We start from the raw sequence: 24,499 nt of genomic DNA on the forward strand, positions 1-24,499 counted from the left end.
TGGTCATTGGAATTGTTGGCCGGACATGAAGGCGATCAGGGCCAGGAACTGCTCTTCGGAACAGTGCATGCACAGCCCCATCGGCGGCATGCCGTTGTAGCCGTTGATCGCGTGATCCAGCAGGGTATCGGCGCCCTGGGCCACACGAGGGGCCCAGGCCTGGGTGTCACCGGTCAGGGGAGCTCCGGCGCCGGGATTGGCATGGCAGACCTTACAACTGCTGTCGTAGATCTGCGCCAGCGTCGCGTCGGCGGGCATGGCCGAGAAGGTCGTGGGCGCGGGTGGCCGGGCTTCTTCGCCGCACCCGGCGAGCAGAGCGCCGAACAGCGCGATGGAGGCGACGTTGAGCAGCGATAAAGATGTTCTTGCCGACATAAGGCCCTCTTGCGGCGCAAGGATCGCGCCTTTCTTGTTGTGGGTCTGGCGGCTCCCACACTAAGGCAGGTCGGCGTGTCGGCTTGAGGTCATTGGGGGCCACAAAAGGGACTTGGGCGGCCAGCGCTGGAGACTCGATTACTGTGGCAAGGGGATTCATCTTCGTTGGGGCGCGTAGCGTCCCCGATGTGTCGCCTTGGCGTTGCAGGTAGACATTTTGAACTGCTGCGCAGCCCAGCGGGATCAATCCACTCGCCACAGGTACTGCCTGGTCAGGGCAGCAGCAGCCCTTGCTCGCGCTCGCACAGCTGCACCACGTAATCCCACAGCACCCGCAGGCGCACGGACTTGTGCAGTTCGCGACGGGTGCTGATCCAGTAGCTGCGGCGGATGGTTTCGTCGGGCAGCAAGGGCACCAGCATCGGATCGTCGCTGGCCATGTAGCACGGCAGCACAGCGATACCGAGCCCCGAACGCGCGGCCTGTTGCTGGGCGATGACGCTGGTGCTGTGGAACACCACCCGAGGGTTGCGGCAGAAGCTGTTGAGGAACATCAGCTCCTGGCTGAACAGCAGGTCGTCGACATAACCGATCCAGGCATGACGCCCCAGGTCTTCGCGACTGCGCAGCGGCGGCGAGCGATCCAGGTAGGCCTGGCTGGCGTACAGCGCCAGGCTGTAGTCGGTGAGCTTGCGGGTCACCAGCAGATCGGCCGCCGGCCGTTCGAGGTGGATGCTGATTTCCGCTTCGCGGTTGAGAATGCTGACGAACCGCGGCACCGCCACCAGCTCCACCTCCAGCCCCGGGTACCGCTGGAACAGGCTGTCCATGCGACTGGCCAGGAACATGATGCCCAGCCCTTCGGTCACCCCCAGGCGGATCTTGCCCAGGGGCGCGCTGGACTGGGTGATGTCCTCCTGGGCCAGTAATGCCACGTTCTCCATGGCCTCGGCGTGCTTGAGCAACGTCTCGCCGGCCGGGGTCAGTTCATACCCCTGGGCGTGCTGGACGAACAGCGCGGTGCCCAGGCTCTTCTCGATGGCCTCGATATGCCGGGCCACCGTCGCGTGGGTGGTATTCAGGCGTCGCGCCGCCGTCAGCAGGCGGCCGCTGCGTTGCAGCTCCAGGAAGTAGCGCAGGTCATTCCAGTCGAACATGAACGCTCCAGGTCTCGATTGTGCGCAGCTGCTGTCTATAAACGCACAGCCACTGCTTAAAAACTAACATTCTTTTAACGAAAACTAACAACTAGGATGGGACCTACAAGAACAAAAAATGAGGTCGCGGATGCAACCTGTCGTCGATGAATACGATTACGTGATCGTGGGCGCCGGCCCCGCCGGATGCCTGCTGGCCAACCGACTCTCGGCCAACCCGCAACACCGTGTGCTGCTGCTCGAAGCCGGCGCGCGCGACAACTACCCCTGGATCCACATCCCCGTGGGTTATCTGTTCTGCATTGGCAACCCGCGCACCGACTGGTGCTTCAAGACCGAAGCCCAACCCGGCCTGCAAGGACGCGCCCTGAGCTATCCAAGAGGCAAGGTGCTGGGGGGCTGCTCCTCCATCAACGGCATGATCTACATGCGTGGCCAGGCGGCGGACTACGATGGCTGGGCCGCCGAAGGCAATAGCGGCTGGGCCTGGAAAGATGTGCTGCCGCTGTTTCGGCAGAGCGAAAACCACTTCGCCGGCGACTCCGAACTGCACGGCGCCGCCGGTGAGTGGCGGGTCGAACGCCAGCGCCTGTCCTGGCCGATCCTCGACGCCTTCCGCACCGCCGCCGAACAGAGCGGCATCCCCAACCTCGACGACTTCAATGGCGGCGACAATGAGGGCTGCGGTTATTTCCAGGTCAACCAGAAGGCCGGGGTCCGCTGGAACGCCGCCAAGGCCTTTCTCAAGCCAGTGCGTCAGCGCTCCAACCTCACGGTACTGACCGAAGTGGAAGTCGACCGCGTACTGCTTCGCGACGGGCGGGCCCATGCCGTCAGCGCCCGCTGGCAGGGCAAGGGCATGAATTACAAGGCGCGCCGGGAAATCGTGCTGTGCGCTGGCGCCGTGGGCTCTCCGGCGATTCTGCAACGCTCGGGGATCGGCCCGCGCAACCTGTTGCAGCGGCTGGGCATCGGCGTGGTCCATGAACTGCCCGGCGTGGGTGGCAACCTGCAGGATCACCTGCAACTGCGGTTGATCTATCAGCTGGAAAACGCCCGCACCCTGAACCAGATCGCCGGCACGTTGTGGGGCAAGATGGGCATGGGCCTGCGCTATCTCTATGACCGCAGCGGCCCCTTGTCCATGGCTCCCAGCCAATTGGGCGCGTTTGCCCGTTCAGGGCCGGAACAGACCTCGGCCAACCTTGAATATCACGTTCAACCGTTGTCCCTGGAGCGTTTCGGGGAGCCGCTGCACACGTTCCCGGCCTTCACCGCTTCGGTCTGCGACCTGCGCCCGCAAAGCCGTGGTCGGGTGGATATCCGTTCGGCCGACCCGCGCGAAGCCCCGGTGATCCAACCCAACTACCTGAGCCACCCGCAAGACCTGCGGGTCGCCGCCGACGCCATTCGCCTGACCCGCCGTATCGTCGCCGCCCCTGCCCTGCAAGGTTTCAAACCCAAGGAATATCTGCCGGGGCCCAACCTGCAGACGGAAGAAGAACTGCACCAGGCCGCCGCCCGTATCGGCACGACGATCTTCCATCCGGTGGGTACCTGCCGCATGGGCCATGACCAGGACGCGGTGGTGGATGCACAGTTGCAGGTTCATGGCATCGCCGGACTGCGCGTCGCCGACGCCTCGATCATGCCGCGCATCACCTCGGGCAATACCTGCTCGCCGACCCTGATGATCGCCGAGAAGGCGGCGCAGATGATGCTCAACCCGGCCACGAGGAACATCAGCACCCAAGAAGAACCTGTCACGGCCTGAAGAACAGGTCACTCTCCAACCAGCGGGGTGAGTCGATCCAAGAAGGTGTGTCAAACCAGGAGACGCCAACCCGGCGTCGACAGTGGAACAACAAAAACAATCACTGTGAGGGATACCGATATGTCTGAGCATGTTCAGCCCCTGGAAGCCACGCGCAGCGTCGGCACCAGCCAGGAAACCCAGAAGGTCATCTTCGCCTCGTCCCTGGGGACGGTGTTCGAGTGGTACGACTTTTTCCTCTACGGCGCCCTCGCGGCGGTGATCAGCAAGCAGTTCTTCGCCGGCGTCAACGACACCACGGCATTCATCTTCGCCCTGATGGCATTCGCCGCCGGTTTCATCGTGCGGCCGTTCGGTGCCTTGGTGTTCGGGCGGCTGGGGGACATGATCGGACGCAAGTACACCTTCCTGGCCACCATCGTCCTCATGGGCGTGGCGACCTTCTGTGTCGGCCTGTTGCCCAACTACGCCAGCATCGGCATCGCCGCGCCGATCATCCTGGTGGTGTTGCGCATGCTGCAGGGCCTGGCCCTGGGCGGTGAATATGGCGGAGCGGCCACGTATGTCGCCGAGCACGCCCCCATAGGCAAGCGCGGCTTCCACACCAGCTGGATCCAGTCCACGGCCACCCTCGGTCTGTTGCTTTCCTTGCTGGTGGTGCTGGGCTGCCGTTATTTCACTGGCGACCAGTTCGAGGTCTGGGGCTGGCGCATTCCGTTCCTGCTGTCGATCGTGCTGCTGGGCATTTCCACCTGGATCCGCCTGAGCCTGCATGAGTCGCCGGCATTCCTGAAAATGAAAGAGGAAGGCAAGTGCTGCAAGGCCCCCATCCGTGAGTCCTTCGGCAAATGGGAAAACCTCAAGGTGGTGCTGATCGCCCTGTTCAGCATCAACGCCGGGCAAGCGGTCACCTTCTACGCGGCGCAGTTCTACGTGCTGTTCTTCCTGACCCAGTTTCTGAAGATGGACCCGGCCCTGGCCAACAGCCTGCTGATCGTCAGCGTGGTGATCGGCGCGCCGTTCTTCATCTTCTTCGGCTGGCTGTCGGACAAGGTCGGGCGCAAGCCCGTGCTGATGGTCGGCCTGCTCCTGGCCACGGCACTGTATTTCCCGATTTTCAAGACCCTGGCCCACTACGCCAACCCGGCCATCGACCTGGCGAGCCGCCAGGCGCCGATCACGGTGGTGGCCGACCCGGCGACCTGTACCTTTCAATTCGACCCGGTGGGCAAGGCGCGCTTCGACAGCCCCTGCGACAAGGTCAAGACGTTCCTGGTCAAGCAGGGGCTGCCCTACAGCAGCGTGTCGGCGCCGGCCGGCAGCAACGTGCAGGTCAGCGTCGGCGACGTGAAACTCGAAGGCTTCGACGAGTCCGCGCTGCGGGCAGCGGTGACCCTGGCAGGCTACCCACAACAAGCCGATGCCCAGCAGATCAACCGGACCATGATCGTGGTGCTGATCGTGGCGCTGATCATCATTTCAGCGATGTGCTACGGCCCGTTGGCGGCGCTGATGGTCGAACTGTTTCCCACCCGTATCCGCTACACCTCCATGTCGCTGCCCTACCACATCGGCAACGGCTGGTTCGGCGGCTTCCTGCCCACCGTGTCGTTCGCCCTGGTGGTCTATACCGGCGATATCTTCTATGGGCTGTGGTACCCGGTGGTGATCACCGGGGTCAGCCTGGTGGTGGGCATGCTCTGCCTGCGGGAAACCAGAAACGTGGACCTGGATAAAAACTGAAGACAGCGTCCCGTGGCGGGGGGCCAGGCCCCTCGCCGTCCATCAGTGGACCTGGCGATTCTTCACCGTGCTTTCCACCAGGTCCAGCATCTGCCCCAGGGCCCAGGGCTTGGCGATGAAGGAGGCGTGGTGCTTGATCCCGGCACTTTCCGGCGTTTCGTAGCCCGACATGATCAGCAGCGGAATCTGCGGCCAGCGGTCCCCGGTCATGTTGGCCAGGTCCGCGCCGTCGATCGTGCCGGGCATGGTGATATCGGTGAGCAGCAGGTCCACGTAGTCGGCACTCTGCTCAAGAAACGTCAACGCCGAATCGGCGCTTTCCCGAGGCTCCACCACAAACCCTTCGTCCTCCAGTATTTCGCACAGGAACTCCAGGATCGTCGGATCATCTTCAACAACAAGAATCAAACGTGTGGTCGCCTGTCCGTTGCCGTTTGGCATCGAATTCATGTGATTGACTCTCCCTGCCGTCGGTTTTTTTGCGGTTTTAACCGCTCTGCAAGTTATGAACTGCACCTTTCACATAAATTCATTCTGCTTGCGAATGGGCCGCTGAGCGTCGTGCCAGACGTTCTTTTGCAACGCAGCGCAACGTTTTATCTGTATATGCATACAGATAAAACTTGCCCCCGGAGCAATCCCTGACCATGCTACAGCTCCCAGCAGAACTGTTCGGAAAAGGGCGCCATGCAGCTGTACCTCTGTGAGAAACCATCCCAGGCCAAGGACATCGCCGCCGTGCTCGGCGCCAGGCGACGCGGCGATGGCTGCTGGCTGGGCACGGGCATCACCGTGACCTGGTGCATCGGCCACTTGCTGGAGACCGCCCCGCCCGATGCCTACGATGCCCGCTACAAGCGCTGGGTGCTGGCCGACCTGCCCATCGTGCCGGGGCAATGGAAAATGACCGTCAAGCCGAAGACCGCGAGCCAGTTCAAGGCGGTCAAGCGCTTGCTGGGTGAAGCCAGTGAACTGGTGATCGCCACCGACGCCGACCGGGAAGGCGAGATGATCGCCCGGGAACTGGTGGAGCATTGCCGCTATCGCGGGCCGATCAAGCGCTTGTGGCTATCGGCCCTGGACGAAGCCTCGATCCGCAAGGCCCTGGCTGCACTCAAGCCGGGGGCCGAAACCTTCAACCTGTATCATTCGGCGCTGGGCCGCTCCCGGGCCGACTGGCTGATCGGCATGAACATGAGTCGCCTGTTCACCTTGCTGGGACGCCAGTCCGGCTATCAGGGCGTGTTGCCGGTGGGGCGCGTGCAGACGCCCACCCTGCGACTGGTGGTGGATCGCGACCGCAGCATCGCCGATTTCGTACCGGTGGCCTATTGGGCCATCGACGTTCAACTGCGTCATGCCGGCACCGTGTTCACCGCTCAGTGGCGCGCCGATGCGGCTGCCTGCGACGACCAGGAGCGATGCCTGAACCAGGCCATCGCCCGTGATGCCGCCCAGGCCATGGACAATGCCGACACCGCCCTGGTGACCCAGGTGCGCACCGAACGCCTGCGCGAAGCGGCACCGCTGCCATTCGACCTGGGCACCCTCCAGGAAGTCTGTTCGAAGAAGCTCGGCCTCGGCGCCCAGGAAACCCTGGACATCGCCCAGGCCCTCTACGAAACCTACAAGCTCATCACCTATCCTCGCAGCGATTGCGGCTACCTGCCCTTGAGCCAGCACAGCGAAGCACCGGCCATCCTGGCCGCCCTCGCCCAGGCCGACCCGGGTCTCGCGCCACTGCGCGAGCACCTGCAACCGCAACGCAGGTCCCGGGCCTGGAACGATGCCAAGGTCAGCGCCCACCACGGCATCATTCCCACCGCTGCCGCGAAGAACCTCGACAAGCTCGCTGGCAAGCAGCGCGCCGTCTATACGCTGGTTCGCGCGCGCTACCTGGCGCAGTTCCTGCCCAACCATGAATACGACCGCACCCAGGCCGATTTCGATTGCGCCGGCCAGGCATTGCGCGCCGTGGGCAAGCAGATCGTCGAGCCCGGCTGGAAACGTGCCCTGCCCGAGGCCCTGGCTCCTGCACGAGGCCGGGAAGCCCCGGCACCGCAAACCCTGCCGGCCTTGATCGAAGGCCATGATTGCGCCGTGGAGCAAGTGACGCTCAAGGACCTGTGGACCCAGCCGCCCAAGCCGTTCACCGAGGGCGACCTGATCAAGGCCATGAAAAACGTCGCCAGGCTGGTGGACGATCCGCTGCTCAAGCAGAAACTCAAGGACACCACCGGCATCGGTACCGAAGCGACCCGGGCCTCGATCATCCAGGGCCTGCTCGACCGTGGCTACCTGGTCAAGAACGGCAAGGCATTGTCCGCCACCCCGGCGGCCTTCAGCCTGATCGACGCCGTGCCCCGCGCCATTGCCGACCCAGGCACCACCGCCATCTGGGAACAGGCACTGGACATGGTGCAGAGCGGGGAAATGAGCCTGGAAGAATTCGTCACCCGCCAGGCCGCCTGGATGAGCAAGCACATCGCTCGCTGCCAGGGCATGAGCCTGGCCATCAGCGGTCCGGCCAGCCCCGCCGGTCGTGGCGCAGCGCCATGGAAAAACAAACGCAAGACGGCCAAGCGCAAGGCCGCCGGCGCGCCGCGCAAAGCGACAAAAGCCAAGGCGACCTGAGCCTGTCGGAGTCAATCGGGTGCCCTGCCAGACACCGAACCTGCCACGAGGGGATCTATTCCCCGCCGGGTTGCAAAGCAACCCCAATCCAGCTGCCTGCGTGTATCAGATAACCTCACCCACCATTCGGGCCGCTTCGCGCCCCAGCGGGATGAATGCCCGCGCCACAGAAAACACAGCCGTGCTGCCAGTCATTTTTCATAGCCAAACCGTTTTGTCCGACAATATGTAGTGACCAAAAATAATCACTACAAAACCGTTGACGACGTCGATTTGCCCTTGCATGATGCAGACGTCTCCCCGATCGGGAGTACAGGTAACCGTTTGAGCAAGCTCGTCTGACCGCCGAGCTGTTTTTTGGATAAGGGACTGCCCACAAGGCAGATTGAAGGTGCTGACCTGGCATGACCGTCCGGAAACAAGGACGAGAAACGCTGGCGAAGATCCTCATGACGCGCGGGTCGACCCTCGAAAGTTGACGATGCCTGACAGGTTCTTCGCTGTTTCTCTTCGTTGTAGCGCATTTGCGTAGCAGCCCTTCGATAGCACTACACAGCCGTTCCGCGCCGCCGCCGAAGTTCGACGCAAGGACGCTGACGGCCTGGTTTCGGTACCTGAGTTACCGAATAGCGAAGTTTTTGCGAACCACCAGACAGATCAACCAAATGGTCAAGGGGCTTACACATGAATCTGAACAATCAACCATCTATTGATGAACTGGCTCGCATGTTCGCTGCACACAAGGACACCCTCGACAGCCATATCCTGTGGATCAGCAAGACTGGCCAGGTGCATATGGATTGCCTGTCGCCGTACACCCAGGAAGACGAGTTCGAAAAGAACACGCAAGACCTGTGTGCCCGGTTGAAGATGTACCGCCGCGGACAAGGCTACGTCGGCAAGAAGGCCGCAGCCGACAAAGACTACATCGGTCGCGTGCTGCAAACGCTGACCCAAGCCTGGCAGGCGGTGCAGAATACTTCGCAGGTCCAGGTCATCGACCGCCTCTACTGATCGCAGCTGAATAAAAAAGGGCCCGTTTCTATCCGAAACGGGCCCTTTTTCGTACAAACCCTAGAACACCGACCAGCCGATCCGCTGGCTGAGCAGCTCCAGCGCCGCCATGCCGGCCAGGGAGTTGCCGGCGACATTGAGTTCGGGGGACCAGACGCACACGGTGAAACGCCCTGGCACCACCGCCACGATCCCACCGCCCACCCCGCTCTTGCCCGGCAGACCGACGCGGTAGGCAAAATTCCCGGCTTCGTCGTACAGCCCGCTGGTGGCCATGATGGAGTTGACCTGCTGGGTCTGGCGGGCGCTGAGGATCTGCTCGCCGCTGTGCTTGCAGAAGCCGTCATTGGCCAGGAAACAGAACGCCCGGGCCAGGTCGATGCAGTTCATCCGCAACGCACAATGACTGAAATAGCTGCGCAGCACTGCCTCCACGTCGTTATGGAAATTGCCGAACGATTGCATCAGGTAGGCCATCGCCGCGTTGCGGGCGCGATGCTGGTATTCCGATTCGGCGACCTTGCCATCCACCATCACATTGGGATTGCCCGACAGGCGCCGTACGAAGTCGCGCATCGACAAGGCCGGGGCGGCAAACCGCGACTGGTTGATGTCGCAGATCACCAGGGCACCGGCGTTGATGAACGGGTTGCGTGGGCGGCCCCGTTCGAACTCCAGCTGCACCAGGGAATTGAACGGCTGGCCGGACGGCTCATGACCCAGGCGTTCCCAGATCGCTTCACCGGAGTGCTGGATGGCCTGCACCAGGCTGAAAACCTTGGAAATACTCTGCACCGAAAACGGCGTTTCGGCGTCGCCTGCGCAATACATCTCGCCATCGTTGCCATACACGGCAATGCCCAATTGATTGGCAGGCACAGTGCCCAGGGCCGGAATGTAGTCGGCCACCTTGCCCTGACCGATCAGGGGGCGAACCGCATCGAGGATCTCGTTCAACAATGCTTGCATGGGTGCGGGGGTCCAGTCATTCCCCGTTCGAGTGCGGGGATACAGACCCTAGACGTCGACAAGCGGGATCAGAGCACACCGGCCTTGAATCGGCCGCTCGATCGGGCGGTCTATAGTGAAGGATCAACCTGCAGGAGTACACGATGCGTCAGATCATGCAGAAAGAACCCTGGTGGGCGTCGCCACCCAAGCCCGGCCAGGACGAAAGCGAGCTGGAATGGGGCTGGCTGGTGATCTACAGCGAAGGCGAACCGCGCTTCGAATTCATCAAGGAGCGGCCCACGGACGAACAGATACGCCACCGCAAGGGTTGCCGCGTCACCCTCGGGACGGACTGACCCCGCCGGTCATGGCTCGAGTTGCGGCAGCACCACCGGCCGGTTCGCCAGCTCCGCCTCCATCAGGCTGCCCCTGATTTCCTCATCCAGGTAATACACCGGCGCCAGCACCCCGCTGAGGGGATGCTTGAGTGATTTGAACCAGGCTTCGTCGAACGCGGCGCTCAGGCTCTTGCGGATATGCGCTTGCATTTCCGGCCGCTCGCCTTCGTGGATGATCGCGCGAATGCCGGCCACCCCTACGGAAATCAATGCCCCCGCCGCCTTTCCGGCCACGGCCGCGGCCGCACCGGTCGCCCCTCGAGTGGCGAACTGCGCTTCGATCTTTTCACTGGTGCGTTGTGCCACCGTAGCGATCACCGCGTCCGAGGGACCGTTTCCCGTGGCGGCGGCCTTATTGACGTGATCGATCAGGGCCGCGTAGGCCGGCAGGGTATTGAGCGGGTTGGTATGGACCATCTGGTACAGCGAAGCATTGCGCGCCGCCGGGGGGCCCAGGTTGACCGCGGGAATACCGTGCAGGCGCCGGTTCATCAGTTCCAGCGGGATCCGATGGCTCTGAGCGATCACCTGGACCTGCTGGTTGAGCAGGCTCACGTAATAACTCGTCGCGTTGGCCCGGATCGCTTCGGGATCGATCTCCACAGCGACGGGTTCCAGCACCCGTTCGCGATACTGCGTCTGCAGATAGACCGCCAGGCGCCTGGACGCGGAATCCTCCTCGTCTTGGGCGCTGGCGGCATACCAGCTGACCTTCACCGCCAACCATTCCTGGGTCCAGTAGCTGCTGAACCAGGGGATGAACTCGGCCTCGGTCCGCTCGTAGACCAGCATCCGCCAATGTTCCATCGATCCACGGGCATAGCGTTCGGCCTGTTCGATCGCGGTCCCGGAGGCGGCGACGATCTGTCGGTCCACCTGGCGCCAGGTGTCCTGGGCCACCGCCACCGAGTCCACCTGTTGACCGCGCTGCGGCGTGGCGCACCCCGCCAGAATGATCAACACGGCCAGCATCAGCGAATGCAGCACGATCGGCACCCCGGATTCAGGTCACCCTGGCATTGAGTATAGGAAAGCCCTGGATGCCTGGGGCAACGCGTCATCAGGGCCAGCTCCCCGATCCCGTCGCGGCTACAGGCACCCTGCCCGGTTTGCGATTACCCTTGTCGGATCGACTCGCACCACGACCGGCCGCCATGACATCGCCTTCAGCACGACTTCGCCAATGGGCCAGGGCCCTGAAGCGCCAGACCCTGACACTGTGGTTCTGCTATCGCCATGGACAGACGCCGTGGCTCCCCAGGACCATCGCAGTCATCGTGGTGGCCTACGCCCTGAGCCCCATCGACCTGATTCCGGACTTCATTCCTATCCTGGGTTATCTGGACGACTTGATCCTGCTGCCGCTGGGTATCTGGCTGGTCCTTCGCCTGATGCCGCCGGCTGTGCTGGCCGAATGTGCAGCCAGGGCCCGCCAATGGGAGAAAAACCAGGGCCAGCGCCCGCTGAACCGGATCGCCGCCGTGGTGATCGTGCTGTGCTGGATCGCCGCACTGGCAGGCGGCTGGTGGCTGGTGCGCGGTTCCCTCACAGGCGAGTGAAATGCTCGAACTGCCAAGCCTCCGCCGCCCCTTCTCCTGAAGCCTGGCAGGGAGTGCCGCTGGGCGTCCAGTCGGTGCGCTTGCCGACCAGGGTGCCCAGGTAGGGCCTGGCCACTTCCAGCACCCGTTCGTAATCCATCTGTTCCGGCTCGACGATGCCCCGCGCCGGATGCTCCACCGCCCAGACGACGCCCGCCAGGACCCCGGCGGCCACCTGCAGGGTGGTGGCGTTGTTGAAGGGCACCAGCGCCCTGGCTTCGTCGACGCTCAGCATCGAGCCGAACCAGTAGGCATTCAGCTCATGCCCCATGAGCAGCACGCCCAACGCATCGACGCCACCGCTCTCGATTTCACCGTTGAGAATGCGCTCCGAACCCTGGGTCTGCCACCCCCGCCCAATGAGCTCATGAATAGACAACAACGCATCGTTGCAGGGGTGGTAGGCGTAATGCAGGGTGGGCCGATAGACGAGGGTCTGGCGCTCTTTCACCGTCAGCAGGTCGGCGGTGGACGCGGTTTCGTGATGGGTGATCATCAGTCCCAGGCACGCTCCGCCCAAGGGGGTCCAGGTCTTGACCGGCACGCTGGCGCTGGGACGTTCAAGGTAAATGGCATTGCGCGCGCCGAAGCGATGACGCCTGGCGGACGCCGGCCAGGTTCGCTCGTGGGTGCCCCACCCCAGCTCCGCCGGTTGGCTGCCCTCACTGATGAACCCTTCCACCGACCAGGTGTTGACGAACTCATCGTCCTGCTTGATCCGGTGCGAACACTGGGTGTCGCGCTCGGCGAAATGGATGACCTTGATGCCCGTTTCCATGCACAACCGTGCCCAATCCACGCCGGCGCGGTTCTGCGACAGCGGGTGGTTCAATTGCAGCGCCAGTTCCACCAGCCCGGCCTTGAGCAGGTGCGTGATCAAGCCAGGATTGGCCCCATGGGCCACCACCGCCGTCGGACCCCGGCCCAGCTTCTTGCGCAACGTCAGCACCTCGTGCCGCAACGCGTAGTTGGTACGACGCGAAAGATCCAGGCGTGGATCGTTATAGCCGCCTGCCCAAGGTTCGACACAGGTATCGAGGTACATCGCACGCTTGTCGAAGGCATACGCGATCAGCGCCAGGGAGCTGACTTCCACGGACAGGTTGACGATGAAATCGCCGGGCCTGACGACACGGTCAAGGACCTGGGCAAAAGTGTGCTCGGTCAGTGCCTTGCGGACAAAGCGAATCCCCCGCTCCTTGAACCAGATGTTGTGGTCGATCACTGGCGCGACCACGGTGAAGCGCTTGATCGCAATGAGCTCCTGCCCCAACAACAATGGCAGGGTGGCCCGGGCGATCGTGCCGAAGCCGATGACAATCAGATGTCCGCTGAACGGGACCTGATGTTCCATGCGCTGCCCCCCGAAGATACGGATACAGAGGCCATGAAATACCGGTCATGGCGTCCTGGCTACTGTCAGTCTCGACAGTGGCCGGCGCAGGCACCGCAGAACCTGCGCCGTCCCGGCGTGCTGGGCTATGAAGTGCCCAACCCGCCGGACAAGTCCGTCGCGGAAGGTGCCTGAGTCCTGGGAGGTGTTTCCTGGTGATGCTCGGTGGTCTTGCTCACCGTATCGCGCACCGTCTCATAGCCCTGCCGCGCGGTCTGCCTGGCCTTGTCGGCGAGGTTGGCGCTGGTCTTGCCCATCACTCGCTGCTCCGTGGAGGTGGCGGGCAACGCGGCACCGAGCATGGCACCCAGGGCGACTCCCGCCGCAGCCATCATCAGGGGCTGTTCCTTGAGCAGCCGGTTGAACTGTTCCCCCAGGTCCTGCGTGCCATGGGCCAGGCGTTCTCCGGTCGCATGGACGCTGCGTCGCGCCTGGCGGGCATTGGTCCCGAGATCGTCGGCCAGGTGCGAGGCCTTGTCCTTGAGATGATGGAATCCCTCGCGCAGGGAATCGGTGGTGTCGTGCAGATGCTCCCGCGCACCGACGAGCCCTTCACTCCAGCCCGCGCAGTCCTGGTCCGGCCCGACCCGGTAACCCACCCGAGGCGGATGGTTCTGGCCAAGCATCAGCCAGCACAATCCGAGCGTGGTCAGTACGGTGGGCACCGGATTGTTACGTACCGTGGTGCCGAGGTTGCCGAAGAACTCCGAGCCATTGCCCTTCACCAGGGTCAAGGCCTGGTCGAGCATTTGCCCCGGAGTGAACTTGCTGCCCAGCGCGTCGACGATCTGGCTGATATGGGCCCGTTGCTCGTCGATCTCGCGCTCGAGGGCTTGCGGACTCTTCTCGGATTCGGTTTTGAATTCATCCTTCATGAGACTTTCCTCCGCAGGGCGTCCTGGTCTTTATTCAATGCCTCGAGGGTACGGTCCGGCTTGAAGTGGGACGGTTCGAATTGCTTCTTGCCCGATTGCACCATCACGAAACCGACGACCATGACCACGACGCCCACGATCAGTGCCGCCAGCCACGGCGCCATGACCGTGCTCAGGCCATAAACCACCGCCATCAGCAGGACGATGAAACCGGCCAGCAGCACAATAGCCCCGCCGGCCACAGCGGCAATGCCGGCCTTGAGGGTATTGAGGCTGGCCTGGAACTCAGCCTTGGCCAAGGCCAGCTCCTTGGTGAACAGCGACGGGACCTCGTGGGTCAGTTGCTTGAGCAACCCCATGACCGACGCATCGGTATCGGTGGCAGGGGCGCCTGCGGAACGTTGAAAATCCGGGTCAGGTCGATTCATTGCAGTTCTCCTCGGGTGCTGGCCGAATCCGAAAGCGAGCCGGTGCCGGCGCCTGGGCCGATGGGATCGACGCCAGGCTCGAAGGGCTCGTGTGCGGTGAAGCCGCCGGATGGTAGGGTGGAATGGCCGGCGGCCGGGTCGTCGATGTCCGCGGCGACCGGTGAGCTGCCAGCCTTGAGGAACCGCGACAGCCCGAAGCCCACCGCCACGCTGCCGGCCAGGAACAGGCCCGGGTTGTCCCGCGCCAGACGGGATCCTTCGTGCAGCAATTGTTCGGCGCTCATGTGGCGCAGTTTGCCGGCCAGGCCGGTCATCGAATCCGCCATGTCCGCCAGGTAGTGAGACAGGCCTAAGGTGTCGTTGGCTTCCAGCTCGGACATCGCCGACTTGGCGCCCCGCGCCAATGCATCGATCTGGTCCGCCGCCGTATCGCGGTAATGGCCGAAATGCGCATCGGCCTGTTCACGGGCGCTGCCAATGGTTTCGTTCAACTCATCCTTGATGGGGTTGGGTCGTGCCTGGCCCGAAGGGCCCTGTTGTCGCTCGGAGTGGTTGTCCGCATTAGTCATGTCTGTCCATCGCCTCCGTGATGAAAACAATTACGGGCAGCCACCGCGGTGATCGCCCGGCCATGGGTCTCTCAGAACAGATGACGAAGTGTCGCGGGGGGTAGTTCCAACGAGTTTCGATGTCGCGCGCCATGCGGTATCCCCCGTGGATCCAGGCAGAGCGCAGGCAAAAAAAAACGGGCGCTGGCGCATCCGCCAGGCCCGATTCGTTCCCGTCATTTTCCAGCGATCAGGTGTTTTCCGAGCCGTTCAACCCAACGCCGTATCGAGGAACATCATCACCGCGAACCCCATCATCAAGCCCAGGGTCGCCGGGGTTTCATGGCCGTTGCGGTGGGTTTCGGGAATCACTTCGTGGGACACCACGAAAATCATCGCCCCGGCCGCCAGGCCCAGGCTGATGGGATAGGCCACGGCCACGCCCGAGGACATGCCCAGGCCGATCACCGCACCCAATGGCTCCATCAACCCCGAGCCCACCGCGATCAACGCCGCTCGCAGGGTGCTGATGCCGGTGACCCGCAGGGCCATGGCAATGGCAAGTCCCTCGGGGATGTCCTGGATGGCAATGGCAGTGGTGAGCGGCAGGCCTACCTTGAAATCCCCATCGGCAAAGCTGACGCCGATGGCCATGCCCTCCGGCAAGTTGTGCAAGGTAATCGCAAGCACGAACAACCAGACGCGATTGATGCGTTCGGCTTGCGGTCCGCGCCGACCGCTCAATTCATGCTCATGGGGCACGAAACGGTCGAGCCCGATCATCAGGGCAACGCCCAGGCCCAGGCCGAGCACGACGACAAACGCAGCGAGCAGTTGATTACCGCAAATGACCTCTGCGGCCTCGATGCCGGGCAAAATCAGCGAGAACGAACTGGCGGCCAGCATCATGCCTGCCGCGAACCCCAGCATGATGTCCTGGGTGCGCGAGGAGATATCGCGCAGCACCACCGCCATCATCGCACCCAGTGCCGTGGCGACGAATCCGGAGGTCCCCCCCAGCACCGCGTAGCCCAGGTGATGACGGTCGGCCCCCACCAGCGCGTTATAGCCGCTGTACAGCAACAACGCGGCGACCACGATCAAACCGAGCCAGAAGCTCGCGCCCAGCAGCGGGTTGTTTTGCAGCGGGTCCAGCCAGGTGCGCCAGGGCGATCGGATCCGGGAGGTGGACTGGTCCATCGAAAGTATCCTTACAGGCTTAGCCAGCCCGATCGTTCGTGCCATAGGCGGCAGGAACGTTGCAATGGAAGGTTCGGGCGGGCAAGCCAGGCTTCCCCGCCCCGTCAGGCCTACAGTTTGTCACCTTGCATCCCTGAACCCAAGTCCGCGCCTGTGGTGGGGTCGCTTTCAGGGTTGGACATCGTCCGTGCCTTCATGTCCATCAACCGCGCCTCGTCTTCTTCGCTCAACTGGACACTGGCCATGCCATCGCCGCCATCCACCGCTGGCGTCGGGCTTTCGACGAACTCCCAGTCATCGCCCTGGTTCCATGGGCCACGTACGGTCGGCTCGCCCTGGGACATATTGAAGTAGACGTTGGCGAACTCCGGCATGCCCGGCAACTTGCCTTGCGGGAAGTTGGGCTGGATGGCGTGCAGTGCCTTCTCGAACGACAACTGATGGGCGATTTCCCGTGTCATCAGGAACCCCAGGGCTTCTTTAACCCCCGGATCGTCAGTGATGTTCATCAGCCGTTCATAGACGATTTTCGCCCGGGCCTCGGCGGCGATATTGGAGCGCATGTCCGCGGTGGGCTCGCCGATGGTGTCGACGTAGGCAGCAGTCCAGGGCACGCCGGCGGAGTTGATCAACGGCGCACCGGCACCGTAGAGCAGGCTGGTGACATGGGAATCGTTGCCAGCGCCGTTGATGTCGCGATAGAGCTGGCCCGCCTCGTCCACGCCTTCGGCCACCTTGCCTTTGGCGCCCTTGTTCAGCATCACGATGATCGAACCGATCACCTCCAGGTGGCTGAGCTCTTCAGTGGCGATATCCATCAGCAGGTCCTTGCGCCCCGGGTCATCCTCGGCCAAGGCCTGAGTGAAGTAACGCGACGCTGCCGCCAGTTCACCCTGGGGTCCCCCAAACTGTTCGAGCAGCAGATTGGCGAGACCTGGATTAGGCTCGGCGACACGCACGGTGTACTGCAGTCGTTTGTTATGCATAAACATGATTGAACTCCTCGATCAGAACACAGGGCCGTGAGCACACCGCAATCGCCGGCGCGCCAATGCCAAAAGTAATTAAGAACTGGTGCTGTGCTTTTTATTCAACAAACAAAATGAACGGCAACTTATGGAGAACTGCACAAGTCGCCGCCCCTCAGAACCGATGAAACATTACCCAACCGGTACTATATGGATGTTCTTATATCGAAACCGGCACGGACCCCAACCAGGCGGCTGGGGCCTGAAGTCTGGCGATCTCAGGAATCACGACCGCCGCCATGGCTGTTTTCGCCACCTTTCCTGCCGGCCTCGGAGGCTTTCTCCCGGTCATTGGCAAAGTTGCCACCCGAAGCCTGGCCACCTTTGCGGCCGGCTTGCGAAGCGCGCTCGGGATCGTTGGCAAAATTGCCACCCGATGCCTGGCCGCCTTTACGGCCGGCCTCTGCGGCGCGCTCGGGGTCATTGGCGAAATTGCCGCCCGATGCCTGGCCACCTTTGCGTCCGGCCTCGGCTGCACGTTCCGGATCGTTGGCGAAGTTGCCACCCGACGCCTGTCCGCCTTTTTTCCCGGCTTGCGATGCCTTCTCACGATCGTTAGCGAAATTGCCAGGGTTGTTATTACCTGTATTAGCCATTTCATTCACCTCGTTAGTTGCTGTTAGCGAACCAGTTGGCTCGTCCTATTCGGAAAATCTGCCGGCGCCAAGGTTTAAATGAAGTTCATCAGACGACGACGAACGGTAAATAGTCATGAGTTCATTTAATTTGGCTCCGCAGCACTTGAAAAAACGCTATCGAACCCTCCTCTAACGATTAATCAAATTAAAACAAGCGTCATACCATTCACGAAGAAGCGCACCCATGCGAAACGTTAGTCACATGTACATATGCAACAGAACAAGTTCGGTACGAGTTCGCCTTGTCTTCGCAGCTAAAAAACAGTGCGTGTCTTTCCACGCTGTCTGCCAAAGGTCGGGCGACGCCGGCACCCTACTGCACCGGTCTCGTCGTCCCGGCCACGCGCCGTTCCAGGAAGCCAAAACTCGCGGGCTGCCGGTGTTATTCTGCACCACCGCACTGACCGGCTTGCGGTGTCCGGGCACCCTGTCGCCGGTGCCCGGATTAGGCTCTTTACCAAAAGCCTTGATACTGATGAGGTACTCCAGTAACTGCACTTGCTCGGCTGTTTCGCCTTGCCTGGGGTCAGCTCAAGACTTTTCGTACAGAGCCTGAAAACTCGGTGCTCAGGGAGAAATCGGGTCGCTGGCCGGAAAGGTTTCCTCCAGGGCGTCGTCCAATTGTCGGTTGGTGATGTCCCGCTCCTCCACCTTGCCGCTACGCTCGCAGTGACAATCGGGGGCCGGACACGGCTCGCCGTTGGGGTGCTGCTCTGCGCAAGCCTGGCTGCAATAGGCCTCGCCGTCGTGGTTGAACATCCGTTGCGGATCCACCTCGCACTGGCAATCAGGACAGCCGCATTTCATCTTCGATTCGCTCATGCTCATTCTCCTGGCTACGTTGCGGGTCGTTGTTCGACGACGTTTCAGGATCCCACCAGCAACTGAACCTCAAGGTTGGCGGCCGCGACACCGTGCTTGACCACGTACACCTCGGCGCTCCAGCCCTTGGTGCGATTGCGGTAGGACTGAGTGCCCAGGGCCTCGCCGCTGTCCCACTCGATAACGTCGCCGATGTCGATGTCATTGGCCGAACGCAGTTCCAGCACGGTGTGACCGTCCTCCTGTGGCACGTAGACACCGGCCATTGCGCTCTGGCGATTGATGGCTCGAACTTCACCCGTGGTCTGCTTCATACGCCTCCTCTTGCCGGCATCCGGAAGCGGCCGGACAGGCCGGCCGCTTTCCTTGACGCTCAGCGCTTGGCTTCGGTATTGGGGTTCGCCGAACGTTCGAGGAACGCCTGGGTGATCTCCGGCAGGTGATCGCGCAGCCAATCGGCCATGGCAATTTCCTGGGGCAGGATCTGTTCGCAGGCGCGCTGGGTTTCGACATCGCCGGCCGCTTTCGCCGCCTCGATCAGCACGGTGTAGGAGGCGATCTCCAGGTTTTCGAAGACATAGCCGCTCATGGCGCCCTTGACCACCTCATCGCTCATCGTCATGCCGCCCACCGCCTGGCCGAAAGCCATGAGCTTGCCGGCCATGTCCTTGAGCATCGACGTGCTGCCGCCCAGGCGCTGGATGCACTGTTCGACCAGTTTCTGCTGGCCGAGGGTTTCCTGCAGGTGTTCTTCGATCCGGGCCTTGAGGACGGGGTAATGCTCCAGGCGCTCGGCCTGGGCCTTGAGCATTTTTTCCGCTTGCTGCTCCATGGCATGAGCGTCGTTGAGCCAATCCAGCAGGTTGTCTTTGGGCGTTGCCATTTTTTTCTCCTTACCCGTGGTCGCTGCTGCATGGCAGCGCGACAGTTCTGAAATACCCTTCATGAAAATGGAGGTTCCAGACACGTCGAAAGTTTGAAGAAACCAGGATCCGGGGCGACGAAAGGCAATGGCAGCGGCAAAGGCCCGCGTTCAGTCTGGGCGCAGGCCTCGTTCCCAGAGGTGCTGATCCTTGAGGGTGTCGAACAGCGCCTGAGCCGCAGCCGACAATTCATGCCCCGGCTTGGTCAACACACCGATGGCCCGCTCCACCACGGGATCGCGAAGCGTGATGCACCGAGCCCCCAGCTCATGCATCTGCCTGACGCACAGCGCCGGCACCGCGCTGACCCCCAGGCCGCTGGCGACCATTCGACCCACCGTCGCCAACTGATGACTTTCGAATTCCACCGGCAACTTCATGCCCCGGGCCTGCAGGTGCTCCTCCAGCATCACCCGCACGGTGGAGGGCCGCTGCAAGGTGATGAACGGTTGCTCCAGCAAGGTTCGCCACTGGATTTCCCGGCAATCGGCCAGGGGCGAATCCAGCGGCACCACCGCGACGAACCGGTCCAGGTACAGCGGCGTGAACGCCAGGGAGGAACCCTGCGCCGGCTCGAAGGCGACGCCCAGCTCCACATGGCGATCACGCACCATTTCCAGCACTTGTTCGTTGATCACATCGTTGACCGTAACGTTGACATTCGGATAGCGGACGCGGAAGGTCTTGAGGATCGGTGGCAACAGGTTCCCGGCGAACGAGGGCATCGCAGCCAACGTCACGCGCCCCCGCTGCAAGGTGAAGCGCTGGCGCATTTCATCCTCGGCGTTATCCCAGTCGGCAACCAGCCTGCGGGCCAGCGGCAAGAGGGATTCGCCCTCGGGGGTCAGCGCCACATTACGGGTGTTGCGGCTGAACAGGCGTCCACCCAGGCCGTCCTCCAGTGCCTTGATGGTTAGGCTCAGGGCCGACTGGGACAGGTGCAGCCGTTCGCAGGCCACGGCAAAGCTCAGGCTCTGGGCGACGGCGAGGAAGGCACGGATCTGCTTGAGGGTCATGGTCGTGATGCTCCCAGCGGCAAGCGACTGGTTTCAAGCCGCAAGACAATTATTGAGTTTTACCAATCAATCTAACTCAAAAATCAACTTAACAAATATATGACTTGGCGCAACACTGCATTCCATTGCGACCCCATCAAGAATAAAAGAGGTGTCTATGGCTGGTTTCGACAAACGCGTGAGCTCCTATGAGGAAGCGCTGGAAGGCTTGAAGGACGGCATGACCGTGATCGCCGGCGGCTTCGGTTTGTGCGGCATTCCGGAAAACCTGATCGCCGAGATCAAGCGCAAGGGCATTCGCGATCTCACCGTGGTGTCCAACAACTGCGGCGTCGACGGTTTCGGCCTCGGCGTGCTGCTGGAAGACCGGCAGATTCGCAAGGTGATCGCGTCCTACGTGGGTGAAAACGCCCTCTTCGAACAGCAGTTGCTCAGTGGTGAAATCGAAGTCCAGCTCACTCCCCAAGGCACCCTCGCCGAAAAGATGCGCGCCGGTGGCGCGGGCATCCCGGCGTTCTTCACCGCCACCGGTGTCGGCACTCCGGTGGCCGAAGGCAAGGAAACCCGTGAATTCCACGGCCGGCAATACTTGATGGAAGAATCCATCACGGGGGACTTCGCCATCGTCAAAGGCTGGAAAGCCGACCATTTCGGCAACGTGGTCTACCGTCACACCGCCCAGAACTTCAATCCGCTGGCCGCCACGGCGGGCAGAATCACCGTGGTGGAAGTCGAGGAAATCGTCGAACCCGGCGAGCTGGACCCGACGCAGATCCATACCCCTGGCATCTACGTCGACCGGCTCATTTGCGGCACGTTCGAAAAGCGCATCGAACAGCGCACCGTACGCAAGTGATCCCCTGCCCCCGGCCCGAATGAAGGAATAACACCATGGCACTTTCCCGCGAACAAATGGCTCAACGCGTCGCCCGCGAAATGCAGGACGGCTACTACGTGAACCTGGGTATCGGCATTCCCACCCTGGTCGCCAACTACATTCCCGAAGGCATGGAAGTCATGCTGCAGTCCGAGAACGGCTTGCTCGGCATGGGGGCCTTCCCCACCGAAGACGAAGTCGATGCCGACATGATCAACGCCGGCAAGCAGACCGTCACCGCGCGCATCGGTGCGTCGATCTTTTCTTCGGCCGAATCGTTCGCCATGATCCGCGGCGGACACATCGACCTGACCGTGCTCGGCGCATTCGAAGTAGACGTCGAGGGCAATATCGCGTCCTGGATGATTCCCGGCAAGCTGGTCAAGGGCATGGGCGGTGCGATGGACCTGGTAGCCGGCGCCGAGAACATCATCGTGACCATGACCCATGCGTCCAAGGACGGCGAATCGAAACTGCTGCCCCGTTGCAGCCTGCCGCTCACCGGTGCCGGTTGCATCAAGCGAGTGCTGACGGACCTGGCCTACCTGGAAATCCAGGACGGTGCCTTCATCCTGAAAGAACGTGCCCCGGGCGTCAGCGTCGAGGAAATCGTCGCCAAGACTGCCGGCAAGCTGATCGTGCCGGACCACGTCCCTGAAATGCAGTTCGCTGCACCGTGAGGAGAGATTTTATGCAAGAAGTCGTGATTGTCGCCGCCACCCGTACCGCCATCGGCAGTTTCCAGGGTTCGCTGGCCTCCATTCCCGCGCCGGAGCTCGGTGCAGCGGTGATTCGTCGCCTGCTGGAACAGACCGGCTTGTCCGGCGAACAGGTCGATGAAGTGATTCTCGGCCAGGTACTGACTGCAGGCTCCGGGCAGAACCCGGCCCGCCAGGCGTCGATCCTCGCCGGCTTGCCCCATGCGGTGCCGGCGCTGACCCTGAACAAGGTCTGCGGCTCGGGCCTCAAGGCGTTGCACCTGGGCGCCCAGGCGATCCGCTGCGGCGACGCCGAGGTCATCATCGCCGGCGGCATGGAGAACATGAGCCTGGCCCCCTACGTCCTGCCGGCCGCCCGCACCGGCCTGCGCATGGGCCACGCGCAGATGATCGACAGCATGATCACCGATGGCCTGTGGGATGCGTTCAATGACTACCACATGGGCATCACCGCCGAGAACCTGGTGGACAAGTACGGCATCAGCCGCGAGGAACAGGATGCCTTTGCCGCCTCGTCCCAGCAGAAGGCCGTTGCCGCCATCGAAGGCGGTCGCTTCGCCGATGAGATCACGCCAATCCTGATTCCCCAGCGCAAGGGCGATCCCGTGGCATTCGCCACGGATGAACAACCGCGCGCCGGTACCACCGCCGAGTCCCTGGCCAAGCTCAAGCCGGCCTTCAAGAAGGACGGCAGCGTAACCGCCGGCAATGCGTCGTCCCTCAATGACGGCGCGGCGGCCGTCGTGCTGATGAGCGCGCAAAAGGCCAAGGCGCTGGGCTTGCCAGTGCTGGCGAAAATCAGCGCCTACGCCAACGCCGGCGTCGACCCGGCCATCATGGGCATCGGTCCGGTGTCGGCAACCCGTCGCTGCCTGGAGAAGGCCGGTTGGTCGCTGGACCAACTGGACCTGATCGAAGCCAACGAAGCCTTCGCTGCCCAATCGCTGGCCGTGGCCAGGGAGCTGAGGTGGGATATGGACAAGGTCAACGTCAACGGCGGCGCCATTGCCCTGGGTCACCCCATCGGCGCTTCGGGCTGCCGGGTGCTGGTGTCGCTGCTGCACGAGATGATCAAGCGCGATGCCAGCAAAGGCCTTGCAACCCTGTGCATCGGCGGCGGCCAGGGCGTGGCCCTGGCGCTGGAACGAGGCTGACCGACGACGCGTTCAACAGTGGCTGCGCGGACCCACGAACATCCGCCTGGTCACTGGCTCCACCACCGGCGCGACCTCGGTTGCGCCGTTTTTTTTACCTGGCGCTTTTGCCACGACCGCCTGGATCAGACTCTGCTGGCCCTTCATGTCGTAAATTTCGGTGTACCTGACAGACCGGTCTATTGTGGCGAGATGCTCGCCTGACCGGGGGAGATTGCCGAACTGCTTTTGCAGAAAACCCTTTGTCAGGAGCCCGCGCCAAAGCGATCGCGGCTGTTGGTCAGGTGCAGCCACATGGCGGCGCGGGCGGCATCGGGGTCCTGGCGCTTGATGGCGTTGAAGATCGCTTCATGCTCCAGATTGGCCACTTGCGCCAGTTTTCCCAGGTCGGCCTGGCCCCGTTCGGCCACATTCACCCGGGTCCTGGGGATCATCGCGCTGCCCAGGTGCTGCATGACTTCGACGAAACAGGTGTTTTGCGTGGCTTCGGCAATGAGCAGATGAAAACGCCGGTCGGCTTCCACGCAACTGTCGTTGTTGCTCAGCAGCCGCTGGTAGTCATCCAGGGCCTGGCGCATCTGCTGCAACTGCCGCTCATCGCGACGCTGGGCAGCCAGTGCCGCCGCCTGGGTCTCCAGGCCCAGGCGCAGTTCGAGGATTCCCCTCACGCCCGCCGCGGTATCGACATTGAGCCGCAAGCCCGGTTCTGCGGTCTGCTCCAGCACGAAGGTACCGATGCCATGACGGGTCTCCACCAGTCCCGAGGCCTGCAGCTTGGAAATCGCTTCGCGCACCACCGTACGACTGACGCCATGCTCCTGCACGATGGCGCCTTCCGATGGCAGCTTCTGGCCCGGTTTTAACTGGCCCAGCAGGATGCTCTGGCTGAGTTTCGCCACCAGGTCATGGGCCAGGTTGTGGGTGCGCTTGCGCAGCGGGACTTCGGTGTCTTGCATCGCCAGGGATCCTCGAAAACAGGCTAGGCGATCCTATCATCAGCGGGCCAGAGCGTGAGCACTTTGATTGCTCAACTTGTATGACAACATTCAATTCTTACCTTAAAACCCTGAGAACCTTTAAACGATATTCCGCTGCTCATCCGCCGACAAAAACCGAAACAGCCTCCTATCAACCAATAAATACGGCATAAGGCAGCCATGCAACCCGCGCATTCGTGATTAAAAAGCGCTTGTCACTCAAAAAAATCAAGTTGTATGATGTCTATCAACATCGA

General features: G+C 62.3%; 26 protein-coding genes and 1 pseudogene. 9 read left to right on the top strand and 18 right to left on the bottom strand.

Features of this window, described 5'->3' with window-relative positions:
• Nucleotides 1–3 precede the first annotated feature (3 nt).
• The 3 genes and pseudogenes from BT179_RS01335 to BT179_RS01340 all read right to left on the bottom strand — a co-directional run bounded on the left by BT179_RS01335 (nt 4) and on the right by BT179_RS01340 (nt 1,532).
• Nucleotides 4–375, bottom strand: a complete 372-nt coding sequence (locus BT179_RS01335) for a c-type cytochrome (RefSeq protein ID WP_072430438.1) — start codon at nt 373–375, stop codon at nt 4–6.
• 156 nt (nt 376–531) lie between these two features.
• Nucleotides 532–609, bottom strand: a pseudogene (locus BT179_RS27145) (PsiF family protein); the annotation flags it as partial.
• A gap of 38 nt (nt 610–647) precedes the next feature.
• Nucleotides 648–1,532: a LysR family transcriptional regulator gene (locus BT179_RS01340; RefSeq protein WP_072430437.1), complete on the bottom strand. Its 885-nt coding sequence runs from the start codon at nt 1,530–1,532 to the stop codon at nt 648–650.
• Nucleotides 1,533–1,662: 130 nt separating this feature from the next.
• On the opposite strand from BT179_RS01340, the gene BT179_RS01345 reads away from it, so the two are divergent.
• Nucleotides 1,663–3,306 carry a GMC family oxidoreductase gene (locus BT179_RS01345; protein WP_072394306.1) on the top strand — a complete coding sequence of 548 codons (1,644 nt, stop codon included), beginning with the start codon at nt 1,663–1,665 and terminating at the stop codon, nt 3,304–3,306.
• A 120-nt stretch (nt 3,307–3,426) separates the two neighbouring features.
• Entirely contained in the window at nt 3,427–5,049 is a 1,623-nt protein-coding gene (locus BT179_RS01350; RefSeq protein WP_072394304.1) for an MFS transporter, read from the top strand.
• Between the two features lie 42 nt (nt 5,050–5,091).
• Here the strand turns inward: BT179_RS01350 and BT179_RS01355 are convergent, their stop codons facing one another.
• Nucleotides 5,092–5,499, bottom strand: a complete 408-nt coding sequence (locus BT179_RS01355; RefSeq protein ID WP_072430436.1) for a response regulator — start codon at nt 5,497–5,499, stop codon at nt 5,092–5,094.
• Between the two features lie 237 nt (nt 5,500–5,736).
• On the opposite strand from BT179_RS01355, the gene BT179_RS01360 reads away from it, so the two are divergent.
• Nucleotides 5,737–7,683 (top strand): DNA topoisomerase III, encoded by a 1,947-nt coding sequence (locus BT179_RS01360; RefSeq protein WP_072430435.1) that lies wholly within the window; start codon nt 5,737–5,739, stop codon nt 7,681–7,683.
• Between the two features lie 684 nt (nt 7,684–8,367).
• Nucleotides 8,368–8,697, top strand: a complete 330-nt coding sequence (locus BT179_RS01365) for a hypothetical protein (RefSeq protein ID WP_072394295.1) — start codon at nt 8,368–8,370, stop codon at nt 8,695–8,697.
• A gap of 60 nt (nt 8,698–8,757) precedes the next feature.
• Here the strand turns inward: BT179_RS01365 and glsB are convergent, their stop codons facing one another.
• Nucleotides 8,758–9,666, bottom strand: a complete 909-nt coding sequence (glsB, locus tag BT179_RS01370) for a glutaminase B (RefSeq protein WP_072394292.1) — start codon at nt 9,664–9,666, stop codon at nt 8,758–8,760.
• A 143-nt stretch (nt 9,667–9,809) separates the two neighbouring features.
• Between glsB and BT179_RS01375 the strand changes: the two genes are divergently transcribed.
• Entirely contained in the window at nt 9,810–10,004 is a 195-nt protein-coding gene (locus BT179_RS01375) for a hypothetical protein (protein WP_072430434.1), read from the top strand.
• Between the two features lie 9 nt (nt 10,005–10,013).
• Here BT179_RS01375 and BT179_RS01380 read toward each other — a convergent pair whose 3' ends face one another.
• Complete coding sequence (locus BT179_RS01380; RefSeq protein WP_072394795.1) at nt 10,014–11,033, bottom strand: hypothetical protein; 1,020 nt, start codon at nt 11,031–11,033, stop codon at nt 10,014–10,016.
• A 167-nt stretch (nt 11,034–11,200) separates the two neighbouring features.
• Between BT179_RS01380 and BT179_RS01385 the strand changes: the two genes are divergently transcribed.
• Nucleotides 11,201–11,605 (top strand): YkvA family protein, encoded by a 405-nt coding sequence (locus BT179_RS01385; RefSeq protein WP_072430433.1) that lies wholly within the window; start codon nt 11,201–11,203, stop codon nt 11,603–11,605.
• On the opposite strand, the gene BT179_RS01390 is transcribed toward BT179_RS01385, so the two are convergent.
• The 11 genes from BT179_RS01390 to BT179_RS01440 all read right to left on the bottom strand — a co-directional run bounded on the left by BT179_RS01390 (nt 11,592) and on the right by BT179_RS01440 (nt 20,515).
• Nucleotides 11,592–12,998: a saccharopine dehydrogenase C-terminal domain-containing protein gene (locus BT179_RS01390; RefSeq protein WP_072430432.1), complete on the bottom strand. Its 1,407-nt coding sequence runs from the start codon at nt 12,996–12,998 to the stop codon at nt 11,592–11,594. The genes BT179_RS01385 and BT179_RS01390 overlap by 14 nt on opposite strands.
• A 125-nt stretch (nt 12,999–13,123) precedes the next feature.
• Entirely contained in the window at nt 13,124–13,912 is a 789-nt protein-coding gene (locus BT179_RS01395) for a DUF3618 domain-containing protein (protein WP_072430431.1), read from the bottom strand.
• A complete protein-coding gene (locus BT179_RS01400; RefSeq protein WP_072394275.1) occupies nt 13,909–14,340 on the bottom strand; it encodes a phage holin family protein in 432 nt (143 codons plus the stop codon). Before BT179_RS01400 ends, BT179_RS01395 begins: the two co-directional genes overlap by 4 nt.
• Nucleotides 14,337–14,909, bottom strand: coding sequence for a hypothetical protein (locus BT179_RS01405; RefSeq protein WP_072430430.1), 573 nt, complete (start codon nt 14,907–14,909; stop codon nt 14,337–14,339). Before BT179_RS01405 ends, BT179_RS01400 begins: the two co-directional genes overlap by 4 nt.
• A gap of 249 nt (nt 14,910–15,158) precedes the next feature.
• The gene (locus BT179_RS01410; RefSeq protein ID WP_072394272.1) at nt 15,159–16,088 is read right to left on the bottom strand and encodes a ZIP family metal transporter; all 930 of its coding nucleotides are present in this window, start codon (nt 16,086–16,088) and stop codon (nt 15,159–15,161) included.
• 110 nt (nt 16,089–16,198) lie between these two features.
• Nucleotides 16,199–17,080: a manganese catalase family protein gene (locus BT179_RS01415; protein ID WP_072430429.1), complete on the bottom strand. Its 882-nt coding sequence runs from the start codon at nt 17,078–17,080 to the stop codon at nt 16,199–16,201.
• A gap of 254 nt (nt 17,081–17,334) precedes the next feature.
• The gene (locus tag BT179_RS01420) at nt 17,335–17,712 is read right to left on the bottom strand and encodes a con-10 family general stress protein (RefSeq protein WP_072394265.1); all 378 of its coding nucleotides are present in this window, start codon (nt 17,710–17,712) and stop codon (nt 17,335–17,337) included.
• Between the two features lie 609 nt (nt 17,713–18,321).
• Nucleotides 18,322–18,582 carry a metallothionein gene (locus BT179_RS01425; protein ID WP_371128574.1) on the bottom strand — a complete coding sequence of 87 codons (261 nt, stop codon included), beginning with the start codon at nt 18,580–18,582 and terminating at the stop codon, nt 18,322–18,324.
• 38 nt (nt 18,583–18,620) lie between these two features.
• Nucleotides 18,621–18,890 carry a hypothetical protein gene (locus tag BT179_RS01430; RefSeq protein ID WP_072394262.1) on the bottom strand — a complete coding sequence of 90 codons (270 nt, stop codon included), beginning with the start codon at nt 18,888–18,890 and terminating at the stop codon, nt 18,621–18,623.
• 59 nt (nt 18,891–18,949) lie between these two features.
• Nucleotides 18,950–19,459 carry a ferritin-like domain-containing protein gene (locus tag BT179_RS01435; protein WP_072394257.1) on the bottom strand — a complete coding sequence of 170 codons (510 nt, stop codon included), beginning with the start codon at nt 19,457–19,459 and terminating at the stop codon, nt 18,950–18,952.
• Between the two features lie 150 nt (nt 19,460–19,609).
• Nucleotides 19,610–20,515, bottom strand: coding sequence for a LysR family transcriptional regulator (locus BT179_RS01440; RefSeq protein ID WP_072394254.1), 906 nt, complete (start codon nt 20,513–20,515; stop codon nt 19,610–19,612).
• 157 nt (nt 20,516–20,672) lie between these two features.
• Between BT179_RS01440 and BT179_RS01445 the strand changes: the two genes are divergently transcribed.
• Genes BT179_RS01445 through BT179_RS01455 form a run of 3 tightly spaced genes read left to right on the top strand, consistent with a single transcriptional unit; the run spans nt 20,673 to nt 23,265 of the window.
• Entirely contained in the window at nt 20,673–21,371 is a 699-nt protein-coding gene (locus BT179_RS01445) for a CoA transferase subunit A (protein WP_072394251.1), read from the top strand.
• A 35-nt stretch (nt 21,372–21,406) separates the two neighbouring features.
• Nucleotides 21,407–22,072: a CoA transferase subunit B gene (locus BT179_RS01450; RefSeq protein ID WP_072394248.1), complete on the top strand. Its 666-nt coding sequence runs from the start codon at nt 21,407–21,409 to the stop codon at nt 22,070–22,072.
• 11 nt (nt 22,073–22,083) lie between these two features.
• On the top strand, nt 22,084–23,265 hold the full coding sequence (locus tag BT179_RS01455; RefSeq protein ID WP_072430428.1) for an acetyl-CoA C-acetyltransferase: 1,182 nt from the start codon (nt 22,084–22,086) through the stop codon (nt 23,263–23,265).
• 245 nt (nt 23,266–23,510) lie between these two features.
• On the opposite strand, the gene BT179_RS01460 is transcribed toward BT179_RS01455, so the two are convergent.
• Nucleotides 23,511–24,221 carry a FadR/GntR family transcriptional regulator gene (locus tag BT179_RS01460; RefSeq protein ID WP_072394242.1) on the bottom strand — a complete coding sequence of 237 codons (711 nt, stop codon included), beginning with the start codon at nt 24,219–24,221 and terminating at the stop codon, nt 23,511–23,513.
• Nucleotides 24,222–24,499: the final 278 nt, after the last annotated feature.

Origin of the sequence: Pseudomonas sp. NFACC43, assembly GCF_900119645.1 — a bacterium.
In the GTDB taxonomy this organism is placed as follows: domain Bacteria; phylum Pseudomonadota; class Gammaproteobacteria; order Pseudomonadales; family Pseudomonadaceae; genus Aquipseudomonas.

Bases quoted from the DNA above. Each gene is read 5' to 3' on its own strand.
- BT179_RS01365 (WP_072394295.1), top strand. From the start codon at position 8,368: ATGAATCTGAACAATCAACCATCTATTGATGAACTGGCTCGCATGTTC.
- BT179_RS01335 (WP_072430438.1), bottom strand. From the start codon at position 375: ATGTCGGCAAGAACATCTTTATCGCTGCTCAACGTCGCCTCCATCGCG.
- BT179_RS01435 (WP_072394257.1), bottom strand. From the start codon at position 19,459: ATGGCAACGCCCAAAGACAACCTGCTGGATTGGCTCAACGACGCTCAT.
- BT179_RS01430 (WP_072394262.1), bottom strand. From the start codon at position 18,890: ATGAAGCAGACCACGGGTGAAGTTCGAGCCATCAATCGCCAGAGCGCA.
- BT179_RS01405 (WP_072430430.1), bottom strand. From the start codon at position 14,909: ATGACTAATGCGGACAACCACTCCGAGCGACAACAGGGCCCTTCGGGC.
- BT179_RS01390 (WP_072430432.1), bottom strand. From the start codon at position 12,998: ATGGAACATCAGGTCCCGTTCAGCGGACATCTGATTGTCATCGGCTTC.
- BT179_RS01355 (WP_072430436.1), bottom strand. From the start codon at position 5,499: ATGAATTCGATGCCAAACGGCAACGGACAGGCGACCACACGTTTGATT.
- BT179_RS01420 (WP_072394265.1), bottom strand. From the start codon at position 17,712: ATGGCTAATACAGGTAATAACAACCCTGGCAATTTCGCTAACGATCGT.
- BT179_RS01360 (WP_072430435.1), top strand. From the start codon at position 5,737: ATGCAGCTGTACCTCTGTGAGAAACCATCCCAGGCCAAGGACATCGCC.
- BT179_RS01455 (WP_072430428.1), top strand. From the start codon at position 22,084: ATGCAAGAAGTCGTGATTGTCGCCGCCACCCGTACCGCCATCGGCAGT.
- BT179_RS01445 (WP_072394251.1), top strand. From the start codon at position 20,673: ATGGCTGGTTTCGACAAACGCGTGAGCTCCTATGAGGAAGCGCTGGAA.
- glsB (WP_072394292.1), bottom strand. From the start codon at position 9,666: ATGCAAGCATTGTTGAACGAGATCCTCGATGCGGTTCGCCCCCTGATC.
- BT179_RS01350 (WP_072394304.1), top strand. From the start codon at position 3,427: ATGTCTGAGCATGTTCAGCCCCTGGAAGCCACGCGCAGCGTCGGCACC.
- BT179_RS01440 (WP_072394254.1), bottom strand. From the start codon at position 20,515: ATGACCCTCAAGCAGATCCGTGCCTTCCTCGCCGTCGCCCAGAGCCTG.
- BT179_RS01345 (WP_072394306.1), top strand. From the start codon at position 1,663: ATGCAACCTGTCGTCGATGAATACGATTACGTGATCGTGGGCGCCGGC.
- BT179_RS01415 (WP_072430429.1), bottom strand. From the start codon at position 17,080: ATGTTTATGCATAACAAACGACTGCAGTACACCGTGCGTGTCGCCGAG.
- BT179_RS01395 (WP_072430431.1), bottom strand. From the start codon at position 13,912: ATGAAGGATGAATTCAAAACCGAATCCGAGAAGAGTCCGCAAGCCCTC.
- BT179_RS01460 (WP_072394242.1), bottom strand. From the start codon at position 24,221: ATGCAAGACACCGAAGTCCCGCTGCGCAAGCGCACCCACAACCTGGCC.
- BT179_RS01425 (WP_371128574.1), bottom strand. From the start codon at position 18,582: ATGAGCATGAGCGAATCGAAGATGAAATGCGGCTGTCCTGATTGCCAG.
- BT179_RS01410 (WP_072394272.1), bottom strand. From the start codon at position 16,088: ATGGACCAGTCCACCTCCCGGATCCGATCGCCCTGGCGCACCTGGCTG.
- BT179_RS01375 (WP_072430434.1), top strand. From the start codon at position 9,810: ATGCGTCAGATCATGCAGAAAGAACCCTGGTGGGCGTCGCCACCCAAG.
- BT179_RS01450 (WP_072394248.1), top strand. From the start codon at position 21,407: ATGGCACTTTCCCGCGAACAAATGGCTCAACGCGTCGCCCGCGAAATG.
- BT179_RS01340 (WP_072430437.1), bottom strand. From the start codon at position 1,532: ATGTTCGACTGGAATGACCTGCGCTACTTCCTGGAGCTGCAACGCAGC.
- BT179_RS01385 (WP_072430433.1), top strand. From the start codon at position 11,201: ATGACATCGCCTTCAGCACGACTTCGCCAATGGGCCAGGGCCCTGAAG.
- BT179_RS01400 (WP_072394275.1), bottom strand. From the start codon at position 14,340: ATGAATCGACCTGACCCGGATTTTCAACGTTCCGCAGGCGCCCCTGCC.